Origin of the sequence: Enterococcus sp. DIV0170 (genome assembly GCF_051710765.1) — a bacterium.
Taxonomy (GTDB): Bacteria; Bacillota; Bacilli; order Lactobacillales; family Enterococcaceae; genus Enterococcus_A; species Enterococcus_A raffinosus.
In genome coordinates, this window is record NZ_JBIOLG010000002.1 from 799,439 (window position 1) to 825,212 (window position 25,774).

Below are 25,774 nucleotides of genomic sequence, written 5' to 3' on the forward strand. Positions count from 1 at the left end.
TTTAAAACGCCTCCTTCAATTCAGTAAGTGCCTGCTCCGCTTCTTCAGGCGAAGGCGCTTTTCCATGCCAACTTACCTGGTCCTCCATAAAGCTAACACCTTTTCCTTTGTTCGTTTGACAAACAATAACGGTAGGCGCTTCATCATACTCTTTGGCCTTCTTGATCGCTGTTGCTAACGATGAAAAATCATGGCCATCAGCGGTCAAAACATTCCAATTAAAAGCGGCGAATTTTTCTCCAATACTCGCTACACCCATTACCTCATCGTTGGTTCCATCAATCTGTAAACCATTATTATCAATAAAGGCGATCACACGATTCAATTTGTAATGCGCTGCAGTCATCGCTGCTTCCCAAACTTGTCCTTCCTGGAGTTCTCCATCACCTAGTAAAATATAGACATTCTTTTGGATTCCATCTAACCTCTGAGCCAAGGCTAAACCATTCGCAATAGACAATCCTTGTCCCAAAGACCCGCTTGACGTATCAATCCCTCGTGTTTTGATTCGATCTGGGTGTCCTTGTAGATGACAACCGAATTTTCGTAAATCAAGCAGCTCCTCTTTTGGAAAGAATCCTTTATCAGCCAAAACAGCGTACAAAGCTGGTGCCGCGTGTCCTTTCGAGAGAACAAAATGGTCACGGTCTTTTTGATCAAAGTTTTCTAAAGAGATGTCCATTTCTTGATAATAAAGTACGGTCAGAATATCAATTGCCGAAAGCGACCCGCCTGGATGTCCAGATCCCGCGGAAGCAAGCGAACGAATGATCCACTCTCGCAACTCACCTGCTTTTTTTTCTAAATTTGTCATCTATCTCATCCATTCTATTTTTTCATTTCCTCAAGAAAGACGTTTATCAGCATCCACGAAGATTCTGAGCCAGGATCTTTATGTCCAATCGCCCGCTCGCCTAGACGCATTGCTCGCCCTTTTTTTGCAATTAGCGGAACAGTTGATTCTGCTCCTTGTTTCATGATTGCTACAGTCTCTTCCATCACTGCAATTGGGTTCTCATCATTTTTATGCGCATCCAAGTAATTCATTCCAGGTTGTAGGGCATCAATCATGGTTTTATCCCCAATTTCAGCTTTACCACGCAACTGAACAGCTTCAATTCCATTTTTTAGCATATCGGAAAACTCTGAAAAAGAGACTTCTACTTTTCCAGCAGCATCTTTTCCCATTTTAATAAAGAAGCTGCCGTATAATGGTCCTGATGCCCCACCAACTTTACTCAACAGCAGCATACCGGATTTTTTCAGTAATGTCGTAACGTCTTCTGCCTTGTCTAAATTTTCTTCCAAGTTAGCCATTACAGCCCTAAACCCAATACTAAGATTAATTCCATGATCTCCATCGCCAATATCTGAATCTAATTTTGTCCAATAGTCACGATTTTCCTCTGCGAGCTTAGCCATGTTGGCTAAACAATTAGCGAAGAATTGTTTGTCTAGCACCATTTCACTCATGTTTACACCTCTTTTTTAGTTTAGTTCATCAGAAATATTTCTGCGTATCAACTCGTTGACGACGCGATGAAACCCCTTTCCTTAAAGTTTATAGTACGGTGTATCACAAGGTGCATCAAGTAATTCTTTCAATTCATCATCTAATTTTACTAAAGTTACAGACATACCAACCATGTCCATAGATGTTGCAAAATTTCCGACATCCGTCCGATGGATCTTGATTTGCTTCTCATTTAAGATCTGATCGACACGACGGTAGCAAACATATTGATCCATCACTGGCAAAGCTCCCAACCCATTTATCAATACATATACTTCATCTCCGTCAGAAATCTTGGAATCTTCAAGAATAATTTTCATCATTTCATCAATAATCACATCTGCTTTTTCAACTTTGCGACGTTCGATTCCGGGTTCGCCGTGAATCCCCATTCCAATCTCCATATCCCCTTCGTCCATTTGGAAAATCACCTCACCTGTAACAGGTAATGTAGAGGATGAGAGTGCTACACCTAATGAATACGTATTGTCATTAGCTTTTTCGGTTACTGCCTTTACCTTATCCAAGTCGTATCCTTTAGCTGCGGCACTTCCGGCAACTTTAAATACAGGCAAATCTCCCGCCACACCTCGGCGATCTTTTTTATCTTTTGCAGAATATACATCATCAGTAGTCGTTACCGTCTCAACTCGAATACCATCTTCTTCCATGGCCATTTCAGCACCCATATCAAAGTTCATTACATCTCCCGCGTAATTTCCGTAAAGATACAAACATCCTTTGCCGCTATCCACCGCCTTTACTGCTTCGTAACAGGCATCTGGTGCAGGAGAAGTATTCACGTTTCCTACAACTGCCGCATCAGCAAAATCTTTCCCCACATATCCTAGGAACATTGGTTCATGACCTGATCCTCCACCAACGATTACTCGAACGCGCGGTTCTTCACTCATTAATTTACTAACAACTACACGATTTTCCAGATCCAATGTGACATATTGCTTATTTGCTGCTGCATACCCTTCTAACATTTCTTCTACTACTTCATATCCATCGTTAATTAATCGTTTCATATCCCATTTCTCCTCTTCACTATTCATAGTTTTTTTCTAATATTTATAAGAATAAAGACAGTAATAGTCCACCTAATAGGCCGCCTGAAACTGCAGCGATAATTTTTGGAATAGATTTTTTTACATTTCCACCAACCAGCGCAGAGGCTACCCACACACCGACTCCAGCAGCTAACCCTTGATCTACCCAAGCTGCCCCAGATTGTGTGATCATTGGTGTAGAAATTCCATGATTAATACACCAAACCGTTCCAACAATAAATAATGCCGCCATCCATCCTCCGATGGGTCCCCAATGATCAACCATTTTTCCCCATGCCATGCGAATTACAAAAGGGAACAAAAATCCACCACAAAGCGTTGCAAGTCCTAAGCCTAAAGTCATTTATTTTTCCTCCGTTTCCTAATAAAGGTTATTCTTCGCCAACTAATCGATCCAATTCTTTTTCAGTCATACCAGGTTCAGGTGCTTTTTCTTCTCGTAATTCTTCTTTTGCCACACTCTTTTCAAAAGCGGCCGCAACGATGCCACCTAGTGTTGCACCTACGATAACAATAGCGATCGTAGGCAGTGACGCAGTAAATGCTGAAGCTCCTTGTATAAAGGAATCCCGAGCGATACCACAGACCCCAATCGCGAGTCCCATGTCTACAAACGCTGCGTCATCTTCGTTGCCGGTCAAATTGAGATAATGATTCATAAACCACATAGGACCGATAATTATACCCGCAGCTAAGTACCCGCCAAATATGCCAAAGCTCCCTAATTCATTCCAAACAGACATGACAATGGTTCCAGCGATCATGTATCCTACCATACTTCTTAGAAATTTCATTTTTCTCGCTCCCTGCTTTTTTTAGTTTATAATTGTGCCAATTCCTGAATAATTGTTTCCCTTTCCTGACAAACTGTCGCCTGCACAGCCGCCGCAAATGCACCTTCTACTAGTGGACAATCCATGATTTCTGTTTTTCCGGCTAACTCTGCGTCCTCAATCAAATCAATCGCGGTTTCCGAGCTAAGTATAGCGCTTCCAATATCACAAAAAATTAAAATGTGAGCACAATCACTATTAGCTTCAATCGCTTCCATGATCATGATTGAATTCGTCCCTAGACGCCCGTCACCTGTTCCGCCAGCGGAAGTAATCCTGACTGATTCAGAGGTTCCGGTCATTTCTTCAATCATTTCCTTTGTCCCATCAGTAATTTTTTGACTGTGAGAAACAAGAATAATACCAAACATGTTTACTCCTCCTTTGCTTTTTTTACCGTCTCAACGATTGAAGCATATTGTTTCGGATTATGCCCAAATCGACCTACAAACACACCATCAACATTTTCATCAGAAACAAGCAACTTAACGTTTTCCTGTGAGACTGATCCTCCATAAATTATTCGAATGTTCTCAGCGATTTGATTATCATAAAGCTCTTTTATACACTCACGAATCAATCCATGTACTTGATGGACATGTTTCGCACTAGCCGCACAAGTTTTTCCGACAGCCCACGCTGGTTCATAAGCTAAAATGATTTTTTCTGCCTGTTTTCCTTCGATCTGGAACAAATCCAAGAATAGTTGTTTTTTCATCAGATCTTTGATTTCTTGGTAATCCTCTGTTTTGTTGACCTCACCAATACATAAAACTGGTGTCAAACCATAATCCAACGCCAAACGAACTTTTTGGTTGATCATCTCATCCGTTTCTTGAAAAATCCTGCGGCGTTCTATATGACCAATCTCCACATAACCGCCTTTCATCTCGATTAATGATTCAATTGAGAATTCACCTGTATATGCCCCGTTTGGTTCAGGCGCCATGTTTTGTGATCCTAGACCTATTTCAGATTCCTTTAAAATCATTGCAACTGGGTAAAGAACGCCCATCCCAGGACACATAAACTGCTCAATCTTTTTCTCTTCACCAACTTCCTCGACAATGGCATGTGCAAAGTTACGCGCATTGTCAATTTTATTTTGATAAAGTTTTAAACTGATACCTACAATTGGTTTACGCATGATTATCCCTCCTTCTTTATAATTTTCTTCTTCTCTATTGAACAACCGAATAAAATGAAAACTTTTTCTACTATTTATTAAAAGATTCCCAATCTTTCAAAAAAGCTTGTATTCCAGCATCTGTCAAAGGGTGAGACCATAATTTTGGAAAGAGTGTTCCAGGTATTGTTGCGATATCAGAGCCTAATTCAGCTACCTCTTCTACATGCTTCAAGCTACGAATACTAGCTGCGATAATTTCAGTTTGATAGCCATAGTATGTTAGAACTTTTTTCATATTACTGATGAGAGCTAAGCTGTCTGTAGCGATATCATCTAAACGGCCAACAAATGGACTTACAAAGGTGGCCCCTGCTTTCGCTGCCATTAATCCCTGTGCTACTGTGAAGATTAACGTAACATTCGTTTTAATGCCCTCTTTTGATAGAATATTGACCGCTCGCAATCCTTCTTCAGTCATGGGAATTTTAACCACTACATTATCGGCCCAAGTCGCTATGTCTCTTGCTTCTTTCACCATACTTTCTGTATCAAGCGCAATTACTTCTGCACTAACTGGTCCTTCGATCATGCCACAAATTTCGGTAATAACTTCCTTGAAGTCTCTTCCTTCTTTAGAGATAATCGTCGGATTCGTCGTTACACCATCCACAAGACCTAATTCGTTGATTCGTTTAATTTCTTGCACATTTGCTGTATCTAAAAAGAATTTCATTTTTTCTCACTCCTATTTTGAATATTCCGCTTCTTTTTCCATAATCTGATCAATTTTTCTTCCAGAGTTGCCACCTTCAAAGGTAACTGATAAATACTCATCAACAATTTTTTTTGCGACATCTACACCGATAATTTTCGATCCCATTGTGATAATTTGCGCATTGTTACTCAATTGTGCCCGTTCAGCGGAATAAGTGTCGTGAACTTGTGCCGCTCGAACTCCTGGAATTTTGTTGGCTGCAACAGCCATTCCTATTCCTGTACCGCAGCAAAGAATTCCGCGATCAATTTCTTTGTTTACTACTCCGTTCGCTACATTAAAAGCAATATCTGGATAATCAACCTCCTCAGGAGAAAAACACCCATAGTCTTTCACCTCAAAGCCCTTCTTTTCTATATATGCCAATAATTCACGTTTCATTTCGAATGCGTTATGGTCTGATCCGATTCCAATTTTCATTTCTCTCTCTCCTTTTTCTTTTTGTATCCTCATAATAGTCGCTAGCTTTCGTTTTGTCAATTGTTATTTTCGTTTGTTTTCGTTTTTGTTTTTAAAGCGAAACATAAACTTGTTTTAAACGACAAAACGAAAGTAAAACAATAATTTCTTGTTGTTTTTTTTCGTTAATTGTTTTATACTATATTCAATTACTCATCCTGGAGGCGTTACTCATGTATACAAACCAACGAAGAGAGAAGATTTTATCTTTATTGCAAGAGCAAGAATCTGTCTCTGTCAATGACCTAACTGAATTGTTATCCGTTTCAAAAGCAACGATTCGTTCTGATTTAAATTATCTTAGCGAGAACAACATGCTGATTCGGACACACGGTGGAGCAACTCGATCAAAAGAAGATGAAACACTAAAAATCGATAAAAACTATGATATACGAAAACAAAAGAATATAGAAAAGAAAGCAGAGATCGCAAAGAAGGCTTTCCCATTGATTAAGAATGGTGAGTGTATTGTTTTAGACGCTAGTTCAACTTGTTACGAATTAGCGAAGCTTATCAGTCAATCTGACTTACGCATCACTGTCTTAACGAATGGTCTGCGGACGGCTTCTCTTTTAAAAGAAAATTTGAATTTAACTGTTGTATTAATTGGCGGTGTTGTTAAGGGTAGCTCAAATGCTATAGAAGGAACACTCGGAATAGAAATTCTAAAAAAAGTCAATATCGATACCCTATTTACTTCTGCTTATGCCATCTCAGCTACTGAAGGTCTCTCAGATTTCAATCTTTATGAAGTTGAATTAAAAAAACGAATGGTTGAACTTGCTGCTCAAACAATTGCTTTGATTGACAGCTCAAAATTTGAGAAAAAATCAATTGCAACGTTTGCTACACTACCACAGCTTACAGCCTTGATAACAGATGATGCCATTCTGAGTGAGGTTAAAGAGCATTATGGCTCTGTCGTGACATTTTTAGATTAAATTGAGAAAAAATTCTCTAGAAATCTCTTTATCATTCGACGTGGATTGCTCTGAATTTTGATTGATTTAAGATCTCCTATCCTGCTTTTAAGCTTTCTATAAGCTAAGGATCGTACACTTTAGTCGTGGATGAACTTGGTGTTTAAACTCAGAAATGGGACTTAAAACGACGGTTTGTTTCATTTAATACGAGGTGCAGGTTCGATTCCTGTCATCCACGTTGGCATCGTAAAAAGCGATCAGGATTGTAAAAAACAATCTTGACCGCTTTTTTGAGTCTCTAGAGGATATCCATTCTTTAGTTGCCTTCCCTTACCAATGCTATATAATTTTTATTGAGGTGAAGGAATGAAGATTGAAGAAAAATACGCTATTAAAAAAAGATTTTTAATTGCTTACTTTGTGTTGCTTTTTATTGGTTTACTGCTGACTATAGGCAGATGGCTTAGTGTGCTGATGCCAGCGTTTGTACTTGTCAATGCTGAAATCCATTCACACATCTCTAATCTATCCTTGAGTATGATTTTTTACTTAGCCATTGGACATACTTGGTTACTTTCTGGAATAAAGTTTCGTTGGATTACTCTGCTCGGTTTAATGATCCTGTTAGCAAATTTGATTTGCGAGACGTTGTTAGGCTTTATAAATACACCAGATATTATTGATGCCGTTTATGGTGTAATCGGCACAAGCATTGGCTTTGTATACCTGTTTATTACCTATAAATTTGGCTTAGTTGACCTGAAAGAAAAATAAGAGGCTCCTCGTTCAATAAGCATTCGATGCCTAAAGCCCCTCATCATTTTCCACCGCCATTTACAAATGAAACCATTTACATTACTTATTTGTGACTATAGACTTAAGGTAACACGACGGAGGATGTGATGAAATGGAGATTAAAGCAATCGTCTTGGATATCGACGGGACTTTATTAACTTCGAAGAAAGTAATTTCAGCAAAAACAAAACAAGCCTTGATTACCGCTCAGGAGAAAGGCATTAAAGTAATTTTAGCTTCAGGACGCCCTACTACTGGAATGTTCACACTTGCGGAAGAATTGGAAATGACCAAATATGAAGGTTATCTTGTCTCTTATAATGGTTCGCGAGTGACAGATTGTAAAACAAATGAAGTACTTTTTAATCAAGCAATGAGTGTTGAAACGGGACAATCAATTCTAGAACATCTGAAAAATTTCGATGTGCTACCGATGATTGACAAGGAAGATTATCTTTATGTAAATGACGTTTACAACAATATATTGAAATTACCCGACGGCGATTTCAATATTATTGAATACGAAGCGCGAGGCGGAAATTTTAAGCTTTGTGAAATTGATGACTTGGCAGCGTTCGCAACATTCCCAATCAATAAAATTTTGATTGCGGCACAGCCTGAGTACCTTCAAAAACATGTAAAGGCAATCCACGCGCCTTTTGATGAGACAGTTACCGCAGCTTTTTCGGCGCCCTTCTATTTTGAGTTTACTGACAAAGGGATCGATAAAGCTAAAGCTCTTAATACTGTTTTTCCTGACTTAGGTATTCATTCTTATAACATGATCGCATTCGGCGATGGACATAATGACCGGTCAATTATTGAATATGCTGGAATCGGTGTAGCGATGGGCAACGCTGTGGACGAACTGAAAGCGGTAGCTGATGATGTGACCCTTTCTTGCGATGAGGATGGTATTGCTGCAGGGTTGGACAAATATCTGTTCAATTAAAAAATTTAAAAAATCAACCAAGCAAAAAACTTGGTTGATTACTGGTTAAATGAGGGGCATTTTATAACTAGAAATCTTTGAAAAATGACGATACCTCAATTTTGATTGTGTATTCAAATTTCGTCTAAAGTTATAAAAAGACAATACTCAGTCGCATCACATCTATAATTATTTAGTACAATCCTATATATTTTTTTGATTGGCTTCCCAATATTGTATTTACTGATGTATAAGGTAGCTCTAGATCATTTGCAACGGCTTCAATTGTTAGTTGCCCCTTATAAGTATTCAGACCACGACGCAATGCTAAATTTTGATTTAGCAAGCTTATTAAATCATTATTCGCTAACAAATTGGCGTATTCCATTGTTGAATTTGATAGTGCATAAGTCGCAGTTTGAGGAACAGCACCAGGCATATTTGCAACGGCATAATGAACCACATCTTCTTTGATATAAGTTGGATTGTCATGAGTAGTTACTTTATCCGTTGTTTCAAAAATCCCACCTTGATCAATCGCCACATCAACAATCACTGAATGGAACGGCATACCGGCAACCATTTCTTTTGAAACTAACGTTGGCGCTCTATGACCAGGAATCAAAACAGCACCTATCACTAAATCAGCTGATTTCAATACTTTTTGAATATTGTAGCTATTAGACATTAAGGTTTGGATATTTCCGTCAAAAATTAGATCTAATTGTTTTAAACGTGGAACACTCACATCCATTATCGTTACATTTGCTCCGAGACCGGCTGCGATTTTTGCAGCATTCATGCCAACAACTCCACCACCAATTACAACAACATTCCCACGTGCTACACCTGGAACACCTGAAAGCAATACTCCGCGACCACCGTTAACTCGTTCCAAAAAATTTGCTCCTATCTGTGCTGCCATTCGTCCAGCAATTTCGCTCATCGGTGTAAGCAAGGGTAACGAGTTATCGGCAGGCTGAACATTCTCGTAGGCGATTGAAATTACCCCTGCTTCTAATAAGGCGATGGTTAAGGATTTATTTGCAGCTAAATGAAGATACGTAAATAACAGTAATCCTTTTCGAAAATAACGGTACTCTTCAGCAAGTGGTTCCTTAACTTTCATAACCATTTCTGCCGCCCAAGCACTCCTCGCATCTGGTACGATCATAGCACCAGCTTCTTCATACTGTTTATCTGTAATACCAGAGCCCACCCCCGCCTTTGTTTCAATCAGAACTTTATGACCACGGTTGGTAAAATCGAATACGCCGGATGGTGGCAAAGCTACTCGGTTCTCGCTATTTTTAATTTCTTTTGGAACTCCTATTATCATAAATGATCTCCCCCACCTTTTTTATACTACAGAAGAACGCGTATTGCTGTAATCCTCATAAATCTTTTTACTAACAATTTTTTTCAGCGTTTGAACAACCAGATTAATATCTTCATAAGATGTATATAAAGCAATTGGAGCTAGACGAATCACATTGGGTTCACGAAAATCTGGGACAACACCATTATTCCTTAACGCAGCAGCAATTCGATAAGCTTCTTCATGTTGCAGACAAACGTGACCGCCACGGACTCTATCATCTGTACTATTACCATAAGAATAGCCGTAATCAGCTAATTCCTTATCGATAAGATACATTAAGTAAGCGGTTTTATTCAAAGAATTTTCTCGAATTTTTTTCATTCCCAATTGATTGAAAATCTGTAAAGAACCTTCCAACCCTGCCATTGAAAAAATGGCCGGTGATCCAATTTGCCAACCACTTGCATCAGGTTGCGGGTCAAATTGATGTTTTAATTGAAATTGAGTGTCATTTCGATTGCCAAACCATCCTGCTAACCCGGGTTTCATATCAAAATGTTTTTGATTGATATATAATCCGGCAGTCGATCCAAGACCACCATTTAAATACTTATAGGTGCACCAAACAGCAAAATCTGGTTGAATTTCTTTGAAATCAATTTCAATTGCACCAATCGCATGACACAAGTCAAAGCCAATAATAATTCCACGTTTATGTGCTTCTTCTGTCAAACGCTGCATATCAATAATCTGGGCACTTCGATATAAAACCGTTGGCAATAAAATCACGGCTACATCATCTGTCATCGCCTCAATAACCGCAGCTTCATCGATAAATTCCCCATCTAAACTTTGAACAACCTTAACAGCATCATCAATTGAATATCCCTTTAATTCAACAATACTATCAACAGCATAGCGATCTGTCGGGAAATTTAAATCATCGACTAAAATTTTATAGCGATCTACCGTCGGTTGATAAAAAGTTGCTAATGCGGAATGAATATTAGAGGTTGTACTGCCAGTTACAGTAACCTCTTGAGGGTTCGCATTAACCAACGGTGCCATTAAAGCAGAAATTTTTTCGCCATAAATATACAAATCATTCCAAGCCTGAACGCCCTCTTTTTTCCAGCGCTCAATCATATTTTCAATACTAGCTACAGCTGCTTTAGAAGCCATTCCTAAAGAGTTTCCGTCCATATAGATTTCCCCAGGCTGAAGAAAGAACTCTTCACGATATTGATGCAACTCATCCTTTTTATCTAATTCTTTTGCATAATCTAACCCCGTTTGAAATGTTGTGTTCATATTGTTCCCTCCTAATTTTTAAACGCTTCTTTCGTTGTTAATAAATAGATAATTGAACCAGCCACGCCGAGAACTGCTATACTTGTCAGAACCAGTAATCCAGCCATCCAAGAGAAGTGCTCAATTACTTTGGAAATGACTGGTGCACCGATCACAATTGCTGTGTAATAAAATAAATTGACTAAACTCATTGAGTAGCCAACCAAGTTCTCCTTTCCTGCGGATCGTGGAACTAGGATGGTAATTGAAGAGGAAGCTAACATTGCAGCTGCCGATAAGAAAAAGACTTGGGCTATGATTAGTCCGCTGATTCCACCTAAAAACGGCGCAGCTAAACAGGAAAATCCCATTGTTATAAAAGCTGCTAAAATTACGAGTCCTGATTTTTTTACTCGGTCCAGTAAAAATCCTGCAACTACACCAAAGGGAATTCCAAATAGGCCAAATAATCCTGAATAAAAATTAGCCGTTGCTTGAGAAAGGTGATAATAGTCACTAAATAGAACTGGATATAACGCAATATAGGCATATAGTACAAATGCCATACATCCTTGTAAAATTCCTAATATCCATACCGTCTTATTCTTTATAACCATCCTTAATGGTGAATCTTCTACCTCTTCTTTTGCTAAGGTATCCTCCACAGGGGCATCCAAAAAAAGGAAATAAAGAATCCACATAATTATGGATAAGCTACCAATTAAATACCAACTAGCAAAGTTTCCAAATCTCTCAGACAATGGTAAAAACAAGTTCATTGAAATCAACGACGACAAAGCTGGAAAGGTCGTAAAAATGCCGATTGCTGTTCCTGAATGAGGACTATCCTTAAACCAATAACTAATTAGGACCACAGCCGTCATCACAATTGTCGAAAATGAGATTCCTTCAATTACTCGAGTCATTAAAAGTAAAGAGAATGATCTAGCAAGCGTACCTAAAAAATTCCCTACCGCTAATAATCCGATAATCACCAATAGCAATTTCTTTGCCCCAATTTTAGTAACGAGCGCTCCACCTGGAATTGCTATAAAGATGCCTGAAATCGTGAAAACCGAGGTCAATAAAGACATCTGTGTCAATGAAGTATGAAGGTATTGAGACAACGGTCTAATAACCGGGGCTATCTTCAATTGTGACATTCCGATCAATGTTCCACCTGCATAAAGCATGAAAAATTTCATCCATTTATTCACTTATTTCCTCCTTCCATAAGTAAGTCGAAAAGCGCTTTCAAACCTTGACCTCATTATAACGAAATGCTTTTTAAGTTGAATATGCAAAAAAAAAGTTTATTTCCTCTTTTTTTTCGTTTAAACTACAAATAGTCATTTATTATTTAGCTAAAATAATTATTTCAATAAATTGATACTATTATGCCTGAAAAGGGGGAATCGATTATGGATACGATTGATGAAACTGATATAAAGATTTTGAAACTGTTATCCGCTGACAGCCGCATGCGTATCAAAGATCTTTCAAAAACCGTGAGGATGTCTGAGCCAAGTGTCAAACGACGAATTGAAAAAATGGTTGATAACGGTGTTTTGCGGAATTTTACTATTGAAATTGATTATAGTAAATTGGGCTACAATATTCCTTTCTATATAAAAATCAGTAATTTAACGATTCACTTCAATGAATTCATAAAAAGAGCACGCCATCTCAATCCTACTTTATCGATTGATTCCGTCACAGGAGAAGAGAACTATATCATGCAGGGGCGTGCCCAAACAATTGCTGAAGTAGAGAAATTATTAGCGTCAATGATGGCGTATGGTAAGGTTTCCACATCAATTATTTTGGAAGAAACGACTGGGAAAAAAATAATTGAACTTTTATAAAATACAATCCCCATAACCAAGATATGAGTAATTGTGTCTTGGTTATGGGGATTATTTAGAATCGAATTAAAACGCTAACTTATAAATCAAACAAATGATTAAGAATTGAAACTACAAAAAGAACGTAGTTGGAAACAACAAAATATGATCCTTATTTCACTGACATCTATACCTAACAAATCGCTATATTTTTTTGTTTACTAGTATTTTAAGTGGATTAATCAGTTCCTTCGCATCTTCTTTTATTGTGTTACTCCCTTCAATAGTGAATTTTTCCTATCGGAAAAGCAGGCATGTGAGTCTCAGCGCATAGAATAGCTCAACTCGCACCAAACAAGCGTAGAAAGAACGAGTTTTCTACGCTTGCTTTGCTTTTTCATTTCTTTTCTGTATGATTTTTTGACCAAGATTGGCCCAATCTAACGGTCGTGGTGGCGACAGCCAAACGACACATTCTTTCTTATAAGTATCACCAAGCGCTCGAGAATCCGTCAATAATATATCTGCCGATGCAATATCTGTTGTGATTTTCGCGCCAACTAAATGAAAGAAGTTCAAGTTTTCCGTAATGAATTGATTGTATAAACTTCCGAAAGAAAAATCGACATATACATTGATCGGCTCAACCAAGATCTCTTTCGGAAAACTATCCAAAATCAAAAAGAGATATTGAAGAAGAACTTGCTTCTTCTTTTTATATAACTCTGGGTCTGTCTTCTGCAACTGTTTGACATAGGTTCGACAAAACTCCAATGCGGCAGGGTAATTTTGTTGAAAATACTGGATGTTGATTTCAGGCTGAATCGTCTCGCTGGCACTGCTCGTCTCTAATAATTGAAAATGCAGGAAGCGACATCGTATCAAAAAAATCTCATTACAATCAGAATGATCCCTCAGCTTAGGAAAAGAAGCGACGAGCTTATCTAACAAGTTCTGACTCCAATTTGCAATTTGTGTGTTTTTATCCAGTCTTAATCCGTTTCCTAATTCTTCTGAACGAGAATAATAGTAATAAAGGAAGGCAGTCACTTCTGCTTCCCGAAAGCCATCAGGAACAGAACGAAAAAAAGGGGCTTCCATTTCTCGTTTTATATCTGTTTCACCCAACAGCGCATCCTGCGTTTCTTTTTCAATATATTTCTGCTGTTGAATCCTTAAATTGGCGATATAAAGATAATGCGTTAAATTAATTTTTTGATGGACGGTCAGTTTCGATTTTTCCAGCTGTTCTTGCATTTCAAGCACACGATGCTCGTTTGTATGAGTAAAGACTTGGTAATGACACTTATAAATTCGAGAAAACAATTCCGTCAGAAACAGGCGAACATTTTTTTCGCTTTCACCAATTAGTCGAAACTTCTTATCGATTTTTATTTCATAAGGAGACAAGTACTGATTCAACAGCTTGAAGTTGTTGTAAACAATAGGATAACTGATTAGACGCTTTTCAGATAATTCATTCAATGATTTATACTTACCAAGTACTGCGTCCAATAATATGGTAAAACCGATGGACTCCTCTACGTATTTTTCTAAAAGTGTCTCTGAACTGGCCGTACCAGTAATCTGCAGCTGAACAAAAGGATCTTCTAGACAGAGTATGATTTCTTGACTCAAATCATACTTCTCAATGTCCTGAATTAATTGCTCAATCGTACTTTTTAGGACATAATTTGAAATCTCTAGATGATCCATTAGTTCCTTTTTTGTCAGCGCAAAATAAGAACTCCGCTCTAATAGCTTCAGCAACTGATATTTCCGCCATTCTTCCTTTGCTAATAAACTATCCAACAAGAGAATCACTCATCCTCGCTGTTAGCTGCCCATTCGCTTCTCCATATAAAACAACTCCAGATAAAAGATAGGCGGATTGAGCGATATCCGCAAAGTCATTCGGTGCACCAGCAGAACCGCCACTACTTTCTGGTGGTAAGGCAGGCGGATTGACAGAGGTAAAGAAATCATCATCCAACATTAATACTTGATTAAGAGGACGGGCTTTCGATTTTGGTAAATAGGGATCTGGTTTTGGAAACTCGTTAGGTTCTTCCTCTCGTTCTTCCTTCACAGGCCCCCCACCTAACTGTTCCTCTATTTTAATTGCTTCTTTTGGCGACTCATCTTTTTCTTCGCTTTCTAAGATTACCTCAGCCTGCTGCGTTTCGGAGACAGTGGATTCATCAGTATCCATTGTTGATGAGTCAGTAGTATTCGGATCAGTTGTTTCTTGGTCAGTATTTGGTATTGGAGTAATTGTATTATACGGATCCAGCGGGTCATAAATAGCGGTATTGGCAAAGACATGTTCCGAATAGAGAAAAATCGTTGCCCCAAACGCTACCATCAATGAACGTGTCACCATTTTCTTCATTCCATCACTCCTCTAAAAGCATTTACTTACTCTCTTACTTGGTTGATTCGGTATAAACCGACCCCTAAACAAGACAGGTATAAAAACAAAATAACCCCACAATAAGTAAGATTTTTTTGCTTGTTTTTATCTTGAATCGTACGCATTTTGCTTAGTATTTTTTCTTGCATTTTTTTGGTTGGAGAACGGACAAGCTCGCCCTTTACGACAAATCTCTGATCTGTCTGAGTTGGTTTGTCACAGGTTATCAGGGTGATTTCTGCTTTCGTTCCTTCCTCCAGCACCTTCAGCTCTGTTTGCTGAATTTTTTTCGCCTCGCTGACTCGGTATTGATAGAGCTTGTTTTGACGTTCTAAATAAATGTTATCGCCAACTTTGACCTTCATTAATTTTCCAAATAGCAGGTTTGATCTTCCTAAGTGATGTCCAACGATGACAACATTTTGATCTTCAACCCTTCTTTCAGGAAATAAAATTCCCGCACCAATCAAAAGCTGTTCATTCGACAGACCTGGGAAAAGCGGCAGAGCAATCTCAACTTTTGGAATAATGATCCGACCAGCCGCTGGAAAGTTTTGCTGTTCTTTGAATGCTAAGACATCTGATAAGTCAGGTGGTTGAACGGCTTCCAATGGGACTGTTTCAAACTGATTTGTCGTTTCAATCTGTTGCACAGAAGCTGTTTGTGTTCGGAAAATAATCAATGCTTGCTTCATAAATGGAAGAAACAGCAATGTAATTGCTACGCAGTAAACCAGACTGAGACTAATCCTGAGCTTTTTTGTCATTTTTCTTTTTACGCCAAACAAAAAATAGTATAAGTAATATCAGTAATAAAAGTCCAATCAAAAGATATACCCATGTATAATCTTTTTTAATCGTCACATCGGAATCATTCAGCTTTTTCGCTTCATCTGCTTTGATCTCGAAATCCTTTTCCAGCGACCAATGGTACCGGTAGTTTTCTTCCTTTTGGTTTCCCTTAGCTTTAAAGGCAAAATCTCCGTTTTCCTCTTTTTGTCCATAGGCTTCGATCTTCATCGTATATTTTCCTGCCTTCAGGCGTTCCCCCTTCAAGGGTACAGATAAGTTGAAGTTAGAATTTGGTGCCATCTGCATTTCAGACTGTTCGTCAGTGTACAACGCATCAGAACTTCCTTTTTTGGTAATGATCGTTTTCGTCGCCAATTGATTCAAATAGGTTGCATTGGGATTTTGCAGATTTCCTTGTATGACGTTTCGAGCATTTCGCTGATTTGGATTCACCTGCTGCAGCTTCAGATCTGGATCACCATTATCGGTTGTTTGACGCATTAACAGAGCAACCACATAGGAATACTCATTTTTGATTGCTAAGCCCTTATCATTTTTATCGGAGGAGGCATTGGTTTGCTCTGATTTTTTTTCTTTAAAGGTGATTCCACCAGCGTTGACCCCATCAAATTTTTCATTCGGCATATGTATTTTGACCTTGTATTCTGCTGCTGATTGAGGCTTTAATGTAACTTCCTCTGGCGCTTCTACATAGTCTTTTAGATTGTATTTTAATGTTCCGTCGTTTTTGATCTTATTTTCGCTGTACTCTACCACTCCATTATCATTCGTCGTTGCACTAGCGATTTGTGCTTCAACGACCACTTCTTTATCAGTATCATTGCGTAGATCAACGGTTAACGTATCTTCTTGATTTGGCGCTAATAATAGATCAAAGTAAGTTTTTTGTTTGTCAATTTGATTTTCTGACGGTTTAGGCGTTACAGCGAAATTAAATTCCGAAGCAAGACCTGGGGTTGCCACTAGCAAAGTACTTAAAAGTGTCACGATTAGCATCACAGTTTTTCTAAATTTCATCGTCTATTTATCTCCTCAGTGAAAGAAAGGGATGCTGAAAACATCCCTTCTTCGTCCTTGTTATTGATTAGTTTCCTGGTGTGTCACTAAGAACCCAGGTAAAGGTAGTTGAATATTTTTTCGCGTATTTTGTCGTTGAGCCAGGCACACTTAGTTCAATACTATCTGCACCTGTAGCCGCATCTGTTCCCCAATCAAGCAAGTAAGTTCCAGCCCCTTGACCATCCTTAGCTGACATTACATTCTTCAAGTTTCCAGCCGGATCAGCGACGATCGTTGCTTGACCTGTTGGTTTTGCTGAATCAGAGGCAGTGACGATATTTCCATTTTTAAAGGTAATTTCCGCACCTGTTAATTCATCTGCATCTGCTGTTGCAAACTGACTGTTTTGTTTCATTTGTAAGGTCCATCCTGTTTCAGATCCACGATTATCTGTTACTTGAACAAAGTTTGGACCCGTTTTTTCAACGCTGTCTTTATCAATGTATTTTTGTGCCTTCGCTTTGTAAACTTCATCTTTGGAAGTAATCTTTTGTGTGCCGAAATCCAAGCTAGATGCATAGTCAATAGATAATGGTCCGGCTGTCCCTGGGTTTGGTCCGCTTGGATCCGTTGGGTCAACTGGTGTAACTGGATCAGTTGGATCTACGGGATCAACGGGTTTTGTTGGATCCGTGTTGGGTGTAAAAGTAATCACACCGTTCGAATCATAGTTGCCGCCATCTGCCGCAAATGATGCTGCGGGCGCTAAAGTAATCCCCGCTAAAATTGCTGTTGCTAAAAATAAAGAACCAAATTTTTTCATGTGTATTTTCCCCCTAAGTTCGATTAATTTCCTGGTACGTCTGACAGACTCCATGTCAATGATGTACTATATTTCACTGCATCCTTTGGTGTACTTCCGGGTACTGCCAATGTCACTGCTTTCGTTACTTCTGCATCGACTGCATTGCCGTCTTTATCTGTTTCCTTGACTGTCTCAACCGTTCCCCAGCGGTCAGCGTAAGTCCCAGCTCCCTGGTTTGCTTTTGCGGACATTACAAGACTTTCTGTGCCAGCTGGATCTAATTTGATCGTTGCAGCAGCGGTCGGAAAGACGGCCGTTGAGTTGCTTGATACGGTTGGATTGACTAACTGAACCTCTGAACCTGTCAACGTATCATTTAATGTGCCTGTCGCTTTGAACTGCCCATTTTGTTTTACCTTCAATGTCCAACCGCCGTTATTCCCACGGTTATCTGAAACTTGGACATAGTTTGGCGTTGCAGCACGACCGTCCTTGAATTGCTGTGCTCGAGCATAGTAGACTTCATCCTTATTCGTGATTTTATTAACCCCAAAGTCTAAAGAAGAAGCATAGTCGATAGATAATGGACCGTCTGTTCCTGGATTTGGACCAGTTGGATCGGTTGGATCCACTGGATCAACGGGATTCGTTGGATCTGGATCGGTTGGGTCAACCGGCTTTGTCGGATCAGGGTTCGGAATGAACTCTACCACACCATTTGAATCATAATCCACTGCTGCTGCGTAAGAGGTCAAGCCTCCAGCTGTTGATAACGATAGTGCCGCTAACGTAGCGACTGTCATTAATTTCACTTTTTTCATTGTGTTTTTCTCCTTGTATTGCTGTATTTTCTTTAAGGTACGTTTTTTAAACTCCATGTCAGGGAAGTTTGATATTTTTTTGCATATTTTACAGAGCTTCCTGGAACTGTTAATTGAATAGAGCTGCTGCCAGTGCTCTGGTCTGAGCCAAAGCGATACAGCCATGTACCAATTCCTTTATCGTTCGCAGCGGTCACAACATCCACTTCTGTATCCAGTGGCAACTCGAAGGTTCCATTCGCGAGTGGTGAATAGGCACTTGAAAGATTAGAAACCATCTCCCCGTTTTTAAAGGTCAATTTTGCTCCTTTTAGCTCCTGACTCTGAGCCGTTTGAAACTGCCCATTTTGCTTCACACTTAATTGCCAGCCGGCACCAGTTCCTCGTATGTCTGTTATTTGGACATAGTTCGGTCCTTTTTTCTTCACACCATCAAAATCGGTATACTCCTGTGGAAGCGCTGTGTACGTTTCATCTTTAGTAGAAATTGCTTGACTGCCAAATTGAAAGCTGGAGGCAAAATCAAGGGAAAGACTACCACCGGTGCCCACCGGTGGACCCGCAGGATCCGTTGGATCAATAGGGATGACCGGTTTTGTTGGATCAGGAAGTAACGGATCAAGAGGTTTGATGGCTGAACCATCACCACTTTGATACTTCATATGGGTATTCGTATCATCAGCCTGTGCTGCCGTTCCCCCGACTGTTATCGTACACAGGAGAAGAAGAAAACTAGCAAATTGAATTTTTTTCAGCATTTTCAACCCCCTTCAGCTTAGAAAGGACAAGCGCTAATAAAGCAAATCCTAATAAGACTGGGAAGAAGCTGAACGTATCTCCTGTGAGGGGAAGGATTGCTCCGTGTCCCTTATATGAAGGAAGCGTCCCCGCCAGTTCGGCTGTCGTTCCACCCGCTATTTTTTGTCCTTCTCCCTTTACAGAAGTGCCGTCTTTTTCTTCTTTATTCGTCTGATCCTTTTTAGGGTTCTCTTTTGGGTATTCATATTTTCCGTAAAATGCGGTGACCCCGTTACTATCATAGTTAGCCTCTGTCGCGTAGGCAGGTATCGTAGTAAAGAGCACCAGCAATGTCAACAAACCTTTTATTACAAATCGTCTCATCTACTCACCTAATTTCCTGGGACATCTTCTAGTTTCCATGATAATTTTCCTGAATACTCTCCTACTCGTTGTTTCTCAACTGGGACTTTCAAGTTAAAACCCTTGCTGTATTGCCAATCATCGGAGATATTTTTAGAACCGTCAGAGGTAAATTCCCCGGATTCAACAATTTGAGTCGCTGTTGAGATTTGTTTTTCTCCTACTTGAGACGTGTAATACAAGGCCTCTCCCAAAGAAATCGTGCCGTTTTTCAACACCTCTGATTGACTCAATGTCAAACGCCATGGTTTTCTGGCTCCTCCTCGGGTATCTGAAACGACCAACTCACCATTGACTGTTGGGCGGTAATTTTCTGTCTTGTTTGAGACTTTATTACTCCCGAAGTCAAGTCCATCAGGAACAGAAGCTAGAGATAAATAACCTACGACTGTTGCTTTTGTAGCTGCTTTGAAGGTTGCATCATGATAAGTCATCTCATTTTTAGGATTGATATTTCCAATCGTATTGTTTGTACTTGGACGATCTGCTTCACTCAACTCGGTAATTGGTCCGCTTTGATCTTGTAAAAAGAATTGCAAAACATCGTCTTTTACAAGCTGCAAACCCGAGATATCTATTTCCCATTTTCCATCCGCTCCAACCAGCTGTCCCGGAATTCCCGATGGCTGGTCGTTAACGGTTAATGTTATAATGCTATTAGGTTCCCCAGTGCCCGTTAACTTTGTAGTAATACTTTGGATGGCGTCCGAATGATCTACTTTAGCGGGTTCTGGTGGAGTTACATCTATTACTGTCGCTTCAATCGGGTCAGGTGTTACCCATGGACCACGTTCGGCTATCCCTGAAATCGTCTCTCCTGCTTTTTGAAATTGAACTGGATCGCTCGTATCAGTATAAGAAACATAGCCATTGGCATCCGTTGATAAATCCGTTCGAACATTTCCATAAGTATCTGTCAATGTCACCTTCGCTTGATTTTCTGATGCATAAACTGGAATATACTTAATTTCTCCATTAACCAGACCATTATTATCTGGAACTTCCCCGATAGCTACACGTCCTTTAATCGTTTTATCCGCATCAGTGACTGGTGTCCACTCAATCTTAGGATTCTGGTTCATCCCCGAAATTCGTCGGTAGTTAGCTTGCTTAAACTGATCCAAGCCAGTAACAGAGGTAGCGATCGCTTCCCTGCTGCCACTTCCGGTTACCTGCAAGCTTGGTACTTTTGAATAGGTTTCATTTGATGGACCAAGCACCGGTACACCAACATTCCACAAATCAATATCGGAATCAAGAATTGAAAAGGTATTGTTCGCTTCATTTCCATATGCGATCTTGACAGCGGATTGACTGTCATTTAGATTTCGTAAATCATATTGTGCCGGACTATTTAATGTGAAGCTGTTCCCCGACCGACTGACACTACCTGTTCCCGTACCATTCGCAGCTAAATTGATTAAGGGTTGATTACTTGTTCCGATCACGTAAAAGTAACTGCCTGTTTCTGCGTTTAAATAGGTATTGTTCGCGCTGAATGCCACGATTGACCCTGCAGGCTGCTTACTAGTTAAATTCACGACTGCCCCTTTTTTGATCGTCATACCTGCTCCTGTATCATCAAAACGTACAGCATTCCCCGGCATATCGACGTTATAGACACTGTTTTCTCCAACGGTTAAGGCCAAATAGTGCTGATAGACAGCAGGATAAGTTCTACCGGAAGTCTGTGTCTGTCCGACGTCTACTCGACAATTCTTTCCTATCGTAAACTCTCGCGAGGCACCCGTTGAGTTGGCACCAGCGGTAACGTTGTACCAAAAGACGGAAAAGTTATAGTTGTTTACATTTCCTCGATAATCCGTCCCGTCCTCCATGATCATACTTCCCAAATAAAAATTTTCAGCACGAGTATCAATATCCATTTTGCCATAAACCCTTACTTCTGAATAAGAAGCTCTCGCCAATCGTTGTACCCCCGGTTCGGTTGTGATATTTCCAAAGCGGTATTTCCACTTCGCTCCGTTCGTGTTATTCAGTCGTGTACCAACAATATCTTCTGAAGAAGCGCCGACATAATTTTGATTCAGTACAATATCATGCATGTGGAAGAGTCCGGTTGTGTTAGTTGGACTCCCTAACTGAATTGAAGAATTTCTAAAATCTACGCGATACCCTTGACCATCAATTTCTAAGTCATTTTTACGTGAATAGCCTGAAAGACTCGAGTCAGAGGCGCTAGGATTACTGAAGCTCGCCGTTAAAATAATTTTTGTAATGTTCTCATTACGCACAGCACTAACAAAATCAGCCCATGTACCTACTGCTTCTTCATCTGCTGCCAACAGACTGATATCCGTTTTTTCAATTTTGGAGTCATCTGCTTCTATCTCTGATTGCTCCGTTTTATCCTCTGACGTTGAACTTTCGGTAGTCGCACTCGTTTTCTCTGAATCAGAGGAAGATTCTGGTATTTCACTACTTTCAATGCTCTTACTAGAAGTATCTAAAGTTTTCTCCATTTCACTCTCTGATTCATTCTTTTCTGAAATTTCCGTACTTGAGTCTATCGTTTCATTAGCTTCCGCTATAAAAATATTCGCATTTGGAAGTAAAATAATTAGTAATAAGAAAAAAATTAGTTTGCGTCGTTTCATTTTTTTCTCACCTCCTTCACATCCAAAATCCTAACATATCTAATAACCCATTTTTATAATTATTTTTAAAAAAAATGGCAATTAACTTATAACCAACGCTTTAATAATATATTTTTATTAAAACCAAAAAGAAATTTAATTAATGTTAAACAAGAAAATAATGCTTGTTACATTACAAATGAATCATGAAAAATAGTCACTTCTGCTAACATTTCAAGAATACTTAAATAACATACTATTTATAATCATTCTAATTTGAAAATCAAAATAATTCATATAGACCAAATATCCATTTTAGGAATGAGAATGTTTTTAACTTTTTCTTAATTTTTATTTACTTTTGGATATTTTAATTTTTTTCATCGTTTTCCTTTAGTTAGCTAGAACCGTGTTCAGCTTTTTGAGCTCTCTTTCTCCTTTTTCGCTAAGTATCTCTTACATTTCGATCAAAACATGTTGATGAACACCTCTTCAGTAAAAAGCTTCTATATAATGACTATTTCTATGAATATCTTATTTTAAAACCGAGGCATCCATATGTAATAAAACATAACATTGAATGTTCTGAAAAAATACTTTTTTCAACAAAAATACGTTTTCAGTCAATAAAAACCTTGACCAGTCAATATGACAAGCGTAATATGTTAGAAAATATAACATATACAGAAAGGGTTGGTTTTATGTATTCTTCAATTGATGTTGTTTGGACGCTTCTTGGTGCTTTTCTGGTATTTTTCATGCAGGCGGGATTCACACTTGTGGAGTCAGGATTTACTCGGGCTAAAAATGCCGGAAACATTATTATGAAAAACTTGATTGATTTCTGCTTCGGGACATTACTGTATTGGGTGATTGGTTTTGGGATTATGTTTGGGGGAAGCAGCGCGATTTTCGGTGGGATTCACTTTTTCGCTGGAAACTCTCTAGCTTTTGATCTTCCTACACCAACCTTCTTACTTTTCCAAACCGTCTTTTGTGCAACAGCGGCAACGATCGTCTCTGGGGCAATGGCCGAACGAACAAATTTCATCGCCTACTGTATTTTCAGTGCAGTGATTAGCGGGCTGATCTATCCTATCTCAGGTCACTGGATCTGGGGCGGCGGCTTTTTAGCAGAAATGGGCTTCCATGATTTCGCCGGTTCAACAGCCGTTCACATGGTTGGCGGGATTGCAGCCTTCACTGGGGCAGCCATCGTTGGTCCCCGAATCGGTAAGTATACCAAGGATAAGAAATCAAATGCCATCCCTGGTCATAATCTTACTTTAGCCGCATTGGGTGTCTTTATTTTATGGTTCTCATGGTTTGGCTTTAATGGTGGTTCAACCACTTCAATGACTGGTGATGACACCTTGGTATTAGCTTCAAATGTTTTGGTCAATACGAATATTGCAGCGGCTACAGGAACATTAACCGCATTGGTTATTTCTTGGTTCAAATATAAAAAGCCAGATGTCTCTTTAACTTTAAATGGAACTTTGGCTGGCCTAGTAGGGGTTACTGCTGGCTGTGACATGGTGAGCGCAGGCGGCGCATGTCTCATCGGATTGGCCTCTGGAGCCGCGATGATCTTCGCGGTCGAATTCATTGATAAAAAACTTCGGGTGGATGATCCTGTTGGAGCTGTAGGGGTTCATGGGGTTTGTGGAGCTCTTGGAACGATGTTGACTGGATTGTTGGCTTTAGATGGGGGACTTTTCTACGGTGGCGGCGCAAGTTTCTTCTTTACACAAATCTTTGGTGTGTTAATTACCGCTGCTTGGGTTGGTGCTTCAACCACTGTTCTCTTTTTCGCATTAAAATACACGGTTGGTCTAAGAGTCTCAGAAGAGGTTGAACTCGCAGGACTTGATGTAACAGAACACGGTCTGCAAAGTGCCTATAGCGGTTTTGTCGTATCACCCGATATGACAGACAGTAATGAGATTCCACAGACAAATAGCAACCTTGCTTCTCCAACGATGTTCGCAAAAGAACCTGCTTTGGCAACAGATATTTCAACTCTGCAAATGGAAGCAGTAGAAACAGCTGAAGGAAAAACGACAACAACGCAATCAGGATGGAAAAGAATGAGACCTGATGAATTAGAAACGCTACCAATCTCAATGGTATCGGTGGTAGTCAACGAAAACAAATTAGAAGACTTGAAAAAAGGTTTAGAAAAAATCGGTATTGAAGGTCTGACGGTGACACAAGTATTAGGTCATGGTATTCAAAAAGGCAGCACCGAATACTATCGAGGCTCTGTCGTTCCCACCAAACTTTTGCCAAAAGTAAAGGTGGATGTCGTAATCAGCAGCATTCCAGTACATCAGGTAATTAATACAATGAAACGGATTTTACACACCGGACAGCCCGGTGACGGAAAAATCTTTGTCTCTGCAATGGATAATGTGGTTCGCATCAGCAACAACGATGAAGGAACTGAAGCATTACAAGGGTACCACGCAGATTAAGAAACCCATCAAATCAATCCTTTTCTCAGAACTCTTAATCTGCTTGAACTGTCGATAAGATTTTTCTTATCGGCGGTTTTTTTATCCTTCACCGTTCGTTTCCTTCCTGAATTAATTCTCTCAGCTTCTGCGAATCAATCAAATAGCCGCCTTTAATTTTTTCAATATACCCCTGCTCTCGCAGGTTTTTAAAGGTATGCATCAGATGCCGGTAGCTAGTACCCAAATAATCGGCGATTTGCGTATTGTTTTCATGGTATTGCTCATTAACAGCAACCTCTAACAACAACGCCGCCAAACGATATTTCAATTCAAACGTTTGGGCGTTTGAAAAATGTTCCATTCTAAGCAGAAGTTTTTCTCCGATATATCGAGCGATGTATGTTGGAAATTCAGGCTCCTGCATCAGCTCCTCTTCTATTACCGTAAATGGGATCGCAAGGCACCGAGCAGCGCCGATTGCGATCACATCCTTAGGTGTCTCCTCCGCTTTCACCAGCGTCAGTTCTCCAATGAAGTCTCCTACTTCAAGAAACTGCAGAATCAAGCTTTTTCCATTTGGCTCTTGCTGGAGGATTCGTGCTTTCCCTTCTAAAAGAAGATATAAATAATCGGGCTTGATTGTTTGCTTGACGATTTTTTCATTGCGTTCATAGGTTACTAAGAAACTTTGTTTTAAAATTGATTCTGTCAAAAAAGGAAATGGACCGTTAAATTGCGGCCTATTTTCCATGCTAAATTTTTCTTTTTTCATTTTTTCTCCTAATTAGGCTATATCTCCTAGTGATAATTTTTTTAT

27 protein-coding genes and 1 tRNA gene are annotated in these 25,774 nt (G+C 39.4%); 6 read left to right on the forward strand and 22 right to left on the reverse strand.

The genetic code is table 11. The annotated features are described in order from the left end of the window. Position 1: 1 nt before the first annotated feature. The 9 genes from IGI50_RS19430 to rpiB all read right to left on the reverse strand — a co-directional run bounded on the left by IGI50_RS19430 (position 2) and on the right by rpiB (position 5,746). Positions 2–814, reverse strand: a complete 813-nt coding sequence (locus tag IGI50_RS19430) for a transketolase (RefSeq protein ID WP_438778187.1) — start codon at positions 812–814, stop codon at positions 2–4. 14 nt (positions 815–828) lie between these two features. Further along, a complete protein-coding gene (gene dhaL / locus IGI50_RS19435; RefSeq protein ID WP_438778188.1) occupies positions 829–1,473 on the reverse strand; it encodes a dihydroxyacetone kinase subunit DhaL in 645 nt (214 codons plus the stop codon). A gap of 81 nt (positions 1,474–1,554) precedes the next feature. After that, positions 1,555–2,547: a dihydroxyacetone kinase subunit DhaK gene (locus IGI50_RS19440; RefSeq protein ID WP_438778189.1), complete on the reverse strand. Its 993-nt coding sequence runs from the start codon at positions 2,545–2,547 to the stop codon at positions 1,555–1,557. Between the two features lie 43 nt (positions 2,548–2,590). Further along, positions 2,591–2,932, reverse strand: a complete 342-nt coding sequence (locus IGI50_RS19445) for a Lin0368 family putative glycerol transporter subunit (RefSeq protein WP_221674115.1) — start codon at positions 2,930–2,932, stop codon at positions 2,591–2,593. 28 nt (positions 2,933–2,960) lie between these two features. Then, entirely contained in the window at positions 2,961–3,383 is a 423-nt protein-coding gene (locus IGI50_RS19450) for a Lin0368 family putative glycerol transporter subunit (RefSeq protein ID WP_438778190.1), read from the reverse strand. Positions 3,384–3,409: 26 nt separating this feature from the next. Beyond that, the gene (gene dhaM, locus IGI50_RS19455) at positions 3,410–3,793 is read right to left on the reverse strand and encodes a dihydroxyacetone kinase phosphoryl donor subunit DhaM (RefSeq protein ID WP_438778191.1); all 384 of its coding nucleotides are present in this window, start codon (positions 3,791–3,793) and stop codon (positions 3,410–3,412) included. 2 nt (positions 3,794–3,795) lie between these two features. Continuing rightward, positions 3,796–4,569 carry a triose-phosphate isomerase family protein gene (locus IGI50_RS19460; RefSeq protein ID WP_438778192.1) on the reverse strand — a complete coding sequence of 258 codons (774 nt, stop codon included), beginning with the start codon at positions 4,567–4,569 and terminating at the stop codon, positions 3,796–3,798. A gap of 70 nt (positions 4,570–4,639) precedes the next feature. Further along, positions 4,640–5,284: a fructose-6-phosphate aldolase gene (gene fsa / locus IGI50_RS19465; protein ID WP_438778193.1), complete on the reverse strand. Its 645-nt coding sequence runs from the start codon at positions 5,282–5,284 to the stop codon at positions 4,640–4,642. Positions 5,285–5,296: 12 nt separating this feature from the next. Beyond that, the gene (gene rpiB, locus IGI50_RS19470) at positions 5,297–5,746 is read right to left on the reverse strand and encodes a ribose 5-phosphate isomerase B (protein ID WP_438778194.1); all 450 of its coding nucleotides are present in this window, start codon (positions 5,744–5,746) and stop codon (positions 5,297–5,299) included. A gap of 212 nt (positions 5,747–5,958) precedes the next feature. Between rpiB and IGI50_RS19475 the strand changes: the two genes are divergently transcribed. From IGI50_RS19475 to IGI50_RS19490, 4 genes are all read left to right on the forward strand, one after another. Beyond that, complete coding sequence (locus IGI50_RS19475) at positions 5,959–6,726, forward strand: DeoR/GlpR family DNA-binding transcription regulator (protein WP_438778195.1); 768 nt, start codon at positions 5,959–5,961, stop codon at positions 6,724–6,726. A gap of 125 nt (positions 6,727–6,851) precedes the next feature. Further along, positions 6,852–6,946, forward strand: a tRNA-OTHER gene (locus tag IGI50_RS19480). Between the two features lie 128 nt (positions 6,947–7,074). Beyond that, positions 7,075–7,482 (forward strand): hypothetical protein, encoded by a 408-nt coding sequence (locus tag IGI50_RS19485; RefSeq protein WP_010744207.1) that lies wholly within the window; start codon positions 7,075–7,077, stop codon positions 7,480–7,482. 133 nt (positions 7,483–7,615) lie between these two features. Further along, on the forward strand, positions 7,616–8,455 hold the full coding sequence (locus tag IGI50_RS19490) for a Cof-type HAD-IIB family hydrolase (RefSeq protein ID WP_438778196.1): 840 nt from the start codon (positions 7,616–7,618) through the stop codon (positions 8,453–8,455). Between the two features lie 172 nt (positions 8,456–8,627). Here IGI50_RS19490 and ald read toward each other — a convergent pair whose 3' ends face one another. From ald to IGI50_RS19505, 3 genes are read right to left on the reverse strand one after another with little or no spacing between them, the layout of a single operon-like run. Beyond that, positions 8,628–9,773 carry an alanine dehydrogenase gene (gene ald / locus IGI50_RS19495; protein WP_438778197.1) on the reverse strand — a complete coding sequence of 382 codons (1,146 nt, stop codon included), beginning with the start codon at positions 9,771–9,773 and terminating at the stop codon, positions 8,628–8,630. A gap of 21 nt (positions 9,774–9,794) precedes the next feature. Further along, complete coding sequence (gene kynU / locus IGI50_RS19500; RefSeq protein ID WP_438778198.1) at positions 9,795–11,066, reverse strand: kynureninase; 1,272 nt, start codon at positions 11,064–11,066, stop codon at positions 9,795–9,797. 11 nt (positions 11,067–11,077) lie between these two features. After that, entirely contained in the window at positions 11,078–12,262 is a 1,185-nt protein-coding gene (locus tag IGI50_RS19505) for an MFS transporter (protein WP_438778199.1), read from the reverse strand. Between the two features lie 204 nt (positions 12,263–12,466). On the opposite strand from IGI50_RS19505, the gene IGI50_RS19510 reads away from it, so the two are divergent. Beyond that, the gene (locus IGI50_RS19510; RefSeq protein ID WP_438778200.1) at positions 12,467–12,910 is read left to right on the forward strand and encodes an Lrp/AsnC family transcriptional regulator; all 444 of its coding nucleotides are present in this window, start codon (positions 12,467–12,469) and stop codon (positions 12,908–12,910) included. 357 nt (positions 12,911–13,267) lie between these two features. On the opposite strand, the gene IGI50_RS19515 is transcribed toward IGI50_RS19510, so the two are convergent. The 9 genes from IGI50_RS19515 to IGI50_RS19555 all read right to left on the reverse strand — a co-directional run bounded on the left by IGI50_RS19515 (position 13,268) and on the right by IGI50_RS19555 (position 22,519). Next, complete coding sequence (locus IGI50_RS19515; protein ID WP_438778201.1) at positions 13,268–14,713, reverse strand: helix-turn-helix domain-containing protein; 1,446 nt, start codon at positions 14,711–14,713, stop codon at positions 13,268–13,270. Continuing rightward, positions 14,694–15,281: a hypothetical protein gene (locus IGI50_RS19520; RefSeq protein ID WP_438778202.1), complete on the reverse strand. Its 588-nt coding sequence runs from the start codon at positions 15,279–15,281 to the stop codon at positions 14,694–14,696. Before IGI50_RS19520 ends, IGI50_RS19515 begins: the two co-directional genes overlap by 20 nt. A gap of 26 nt (positions 15,282–15,307) precedes the next feature. Continuing rightward, positions 15,308–16,069, reverse strand: coding sequence for a class A sortase (locus IGI50_RS19525; RefSeq protein WP_438778203.1), 762 nt, complete (start codon positions 16,067–16,069; stop codon positions 15,308–15,310). Then, positions 16,047–17,132, reverse strand: a complete 1,086-nt coding sequence (locus IGI50_RS19530) for a DUF916 and DUF3324 domain-containing protein (protein WP_438778204.1) — start codon at positions 17,130–17,132, stop codon at positions 16,047–16,049. The genes IGI50_RS19525 and IGI50_RS19530 overlap by 23 nt, the downstream gene beginning before the upstream one ends. A gap of 67 nt (positions 17,133–17,199) precedes the next feature. Further along, positions 17,200–17,937 (reverse strand): WxL domain-containing protein, encoded by a 738-nt coding sequence (locus IGI50_RS19535; RefSeq protein WP_438778205.1) that lies wholly within the window; start codon positions 17,935–17,937, stop codon positions 17,200–17,202. A gap of 23 nt (positions 17,938–17,960) precedes the next feature. Next, a complete protein-coding gene (locus IGI50_RS19540) occupies positions 17,961–18,740 on the reverse strand; it encodes a WxL domain-containing protein (protein ID WP_438778206.1) in 780 nt (259 codons plus the stop codon). Between the two features lie 32 nt (positions 18,741–18,772). Continuing rightward, entirely contained in the window at positions 18,773–19,498 is a 726-nt protein-coding gene (locus IGI50_RS19545; protein WP_438778207.1) for a WxL domain-containing protein, read from the reverse strand. After that, positions 19,473–19,862 (reverse strand): LPXTG cell wall anchor domain-containing protein, encoded by a 390-nt coding sequence (locus IGI50_RS19550; protein WP_438778208.1) that lies wholly within the window; start codon positions 19,860–19,862, stop codon positions 19,473–19,475. Before IGI50_RS19550 ends, IGI50_RS19545 begins: the two co-directional genes overlap by 26 nt. 8 nt (positions 19,863–19,870) lie before the next feature. After that, positions 19,871–22,519: a pectate lyase-like adhesive domain-containing protein gene (locus IGI50_RS19555; RefSeq protein WP_438778209.1), complete on the reverse strand. Its 2,649-nt coding sequence runs from the start codon at positions 22,517–22,519 to the stop codon at positions 19,871–19,873. Positions 22,520–23,199: 680 nt separating this feature from the next. Between IGI50_RS19555 and IGI50_RS19560 the strand changes: the two genes are divergently transcribed. Beyond that, positions 23,200–24,975, forward strand: a complete 1,776-nt coding sequence (locus IGI50_RS19560) for an ammonium transporter (protein WP_438778210.1) — start codon at positions 23,200–23,202, stop codon at positions 24,973–24,975. 88 nt (positions 24,976–25,063) lie between these two features. On the opposite strand, the gene IGI50_RS19565 is transcribed toward IGI50_RS19560, so the two are convergent. After that, entirely contained in the window at positions 25,064–25,729 is a 666-nt protein-coding gene (locus IGI50_RS19565; RefSeq protein ID WP_438778211.1) for a cyclic nucleotide-binding domain-containing protein, read from the reverse strand. Between the last annotated feature and the right edge of the window lie 45 nt (positions 25,730–25,774).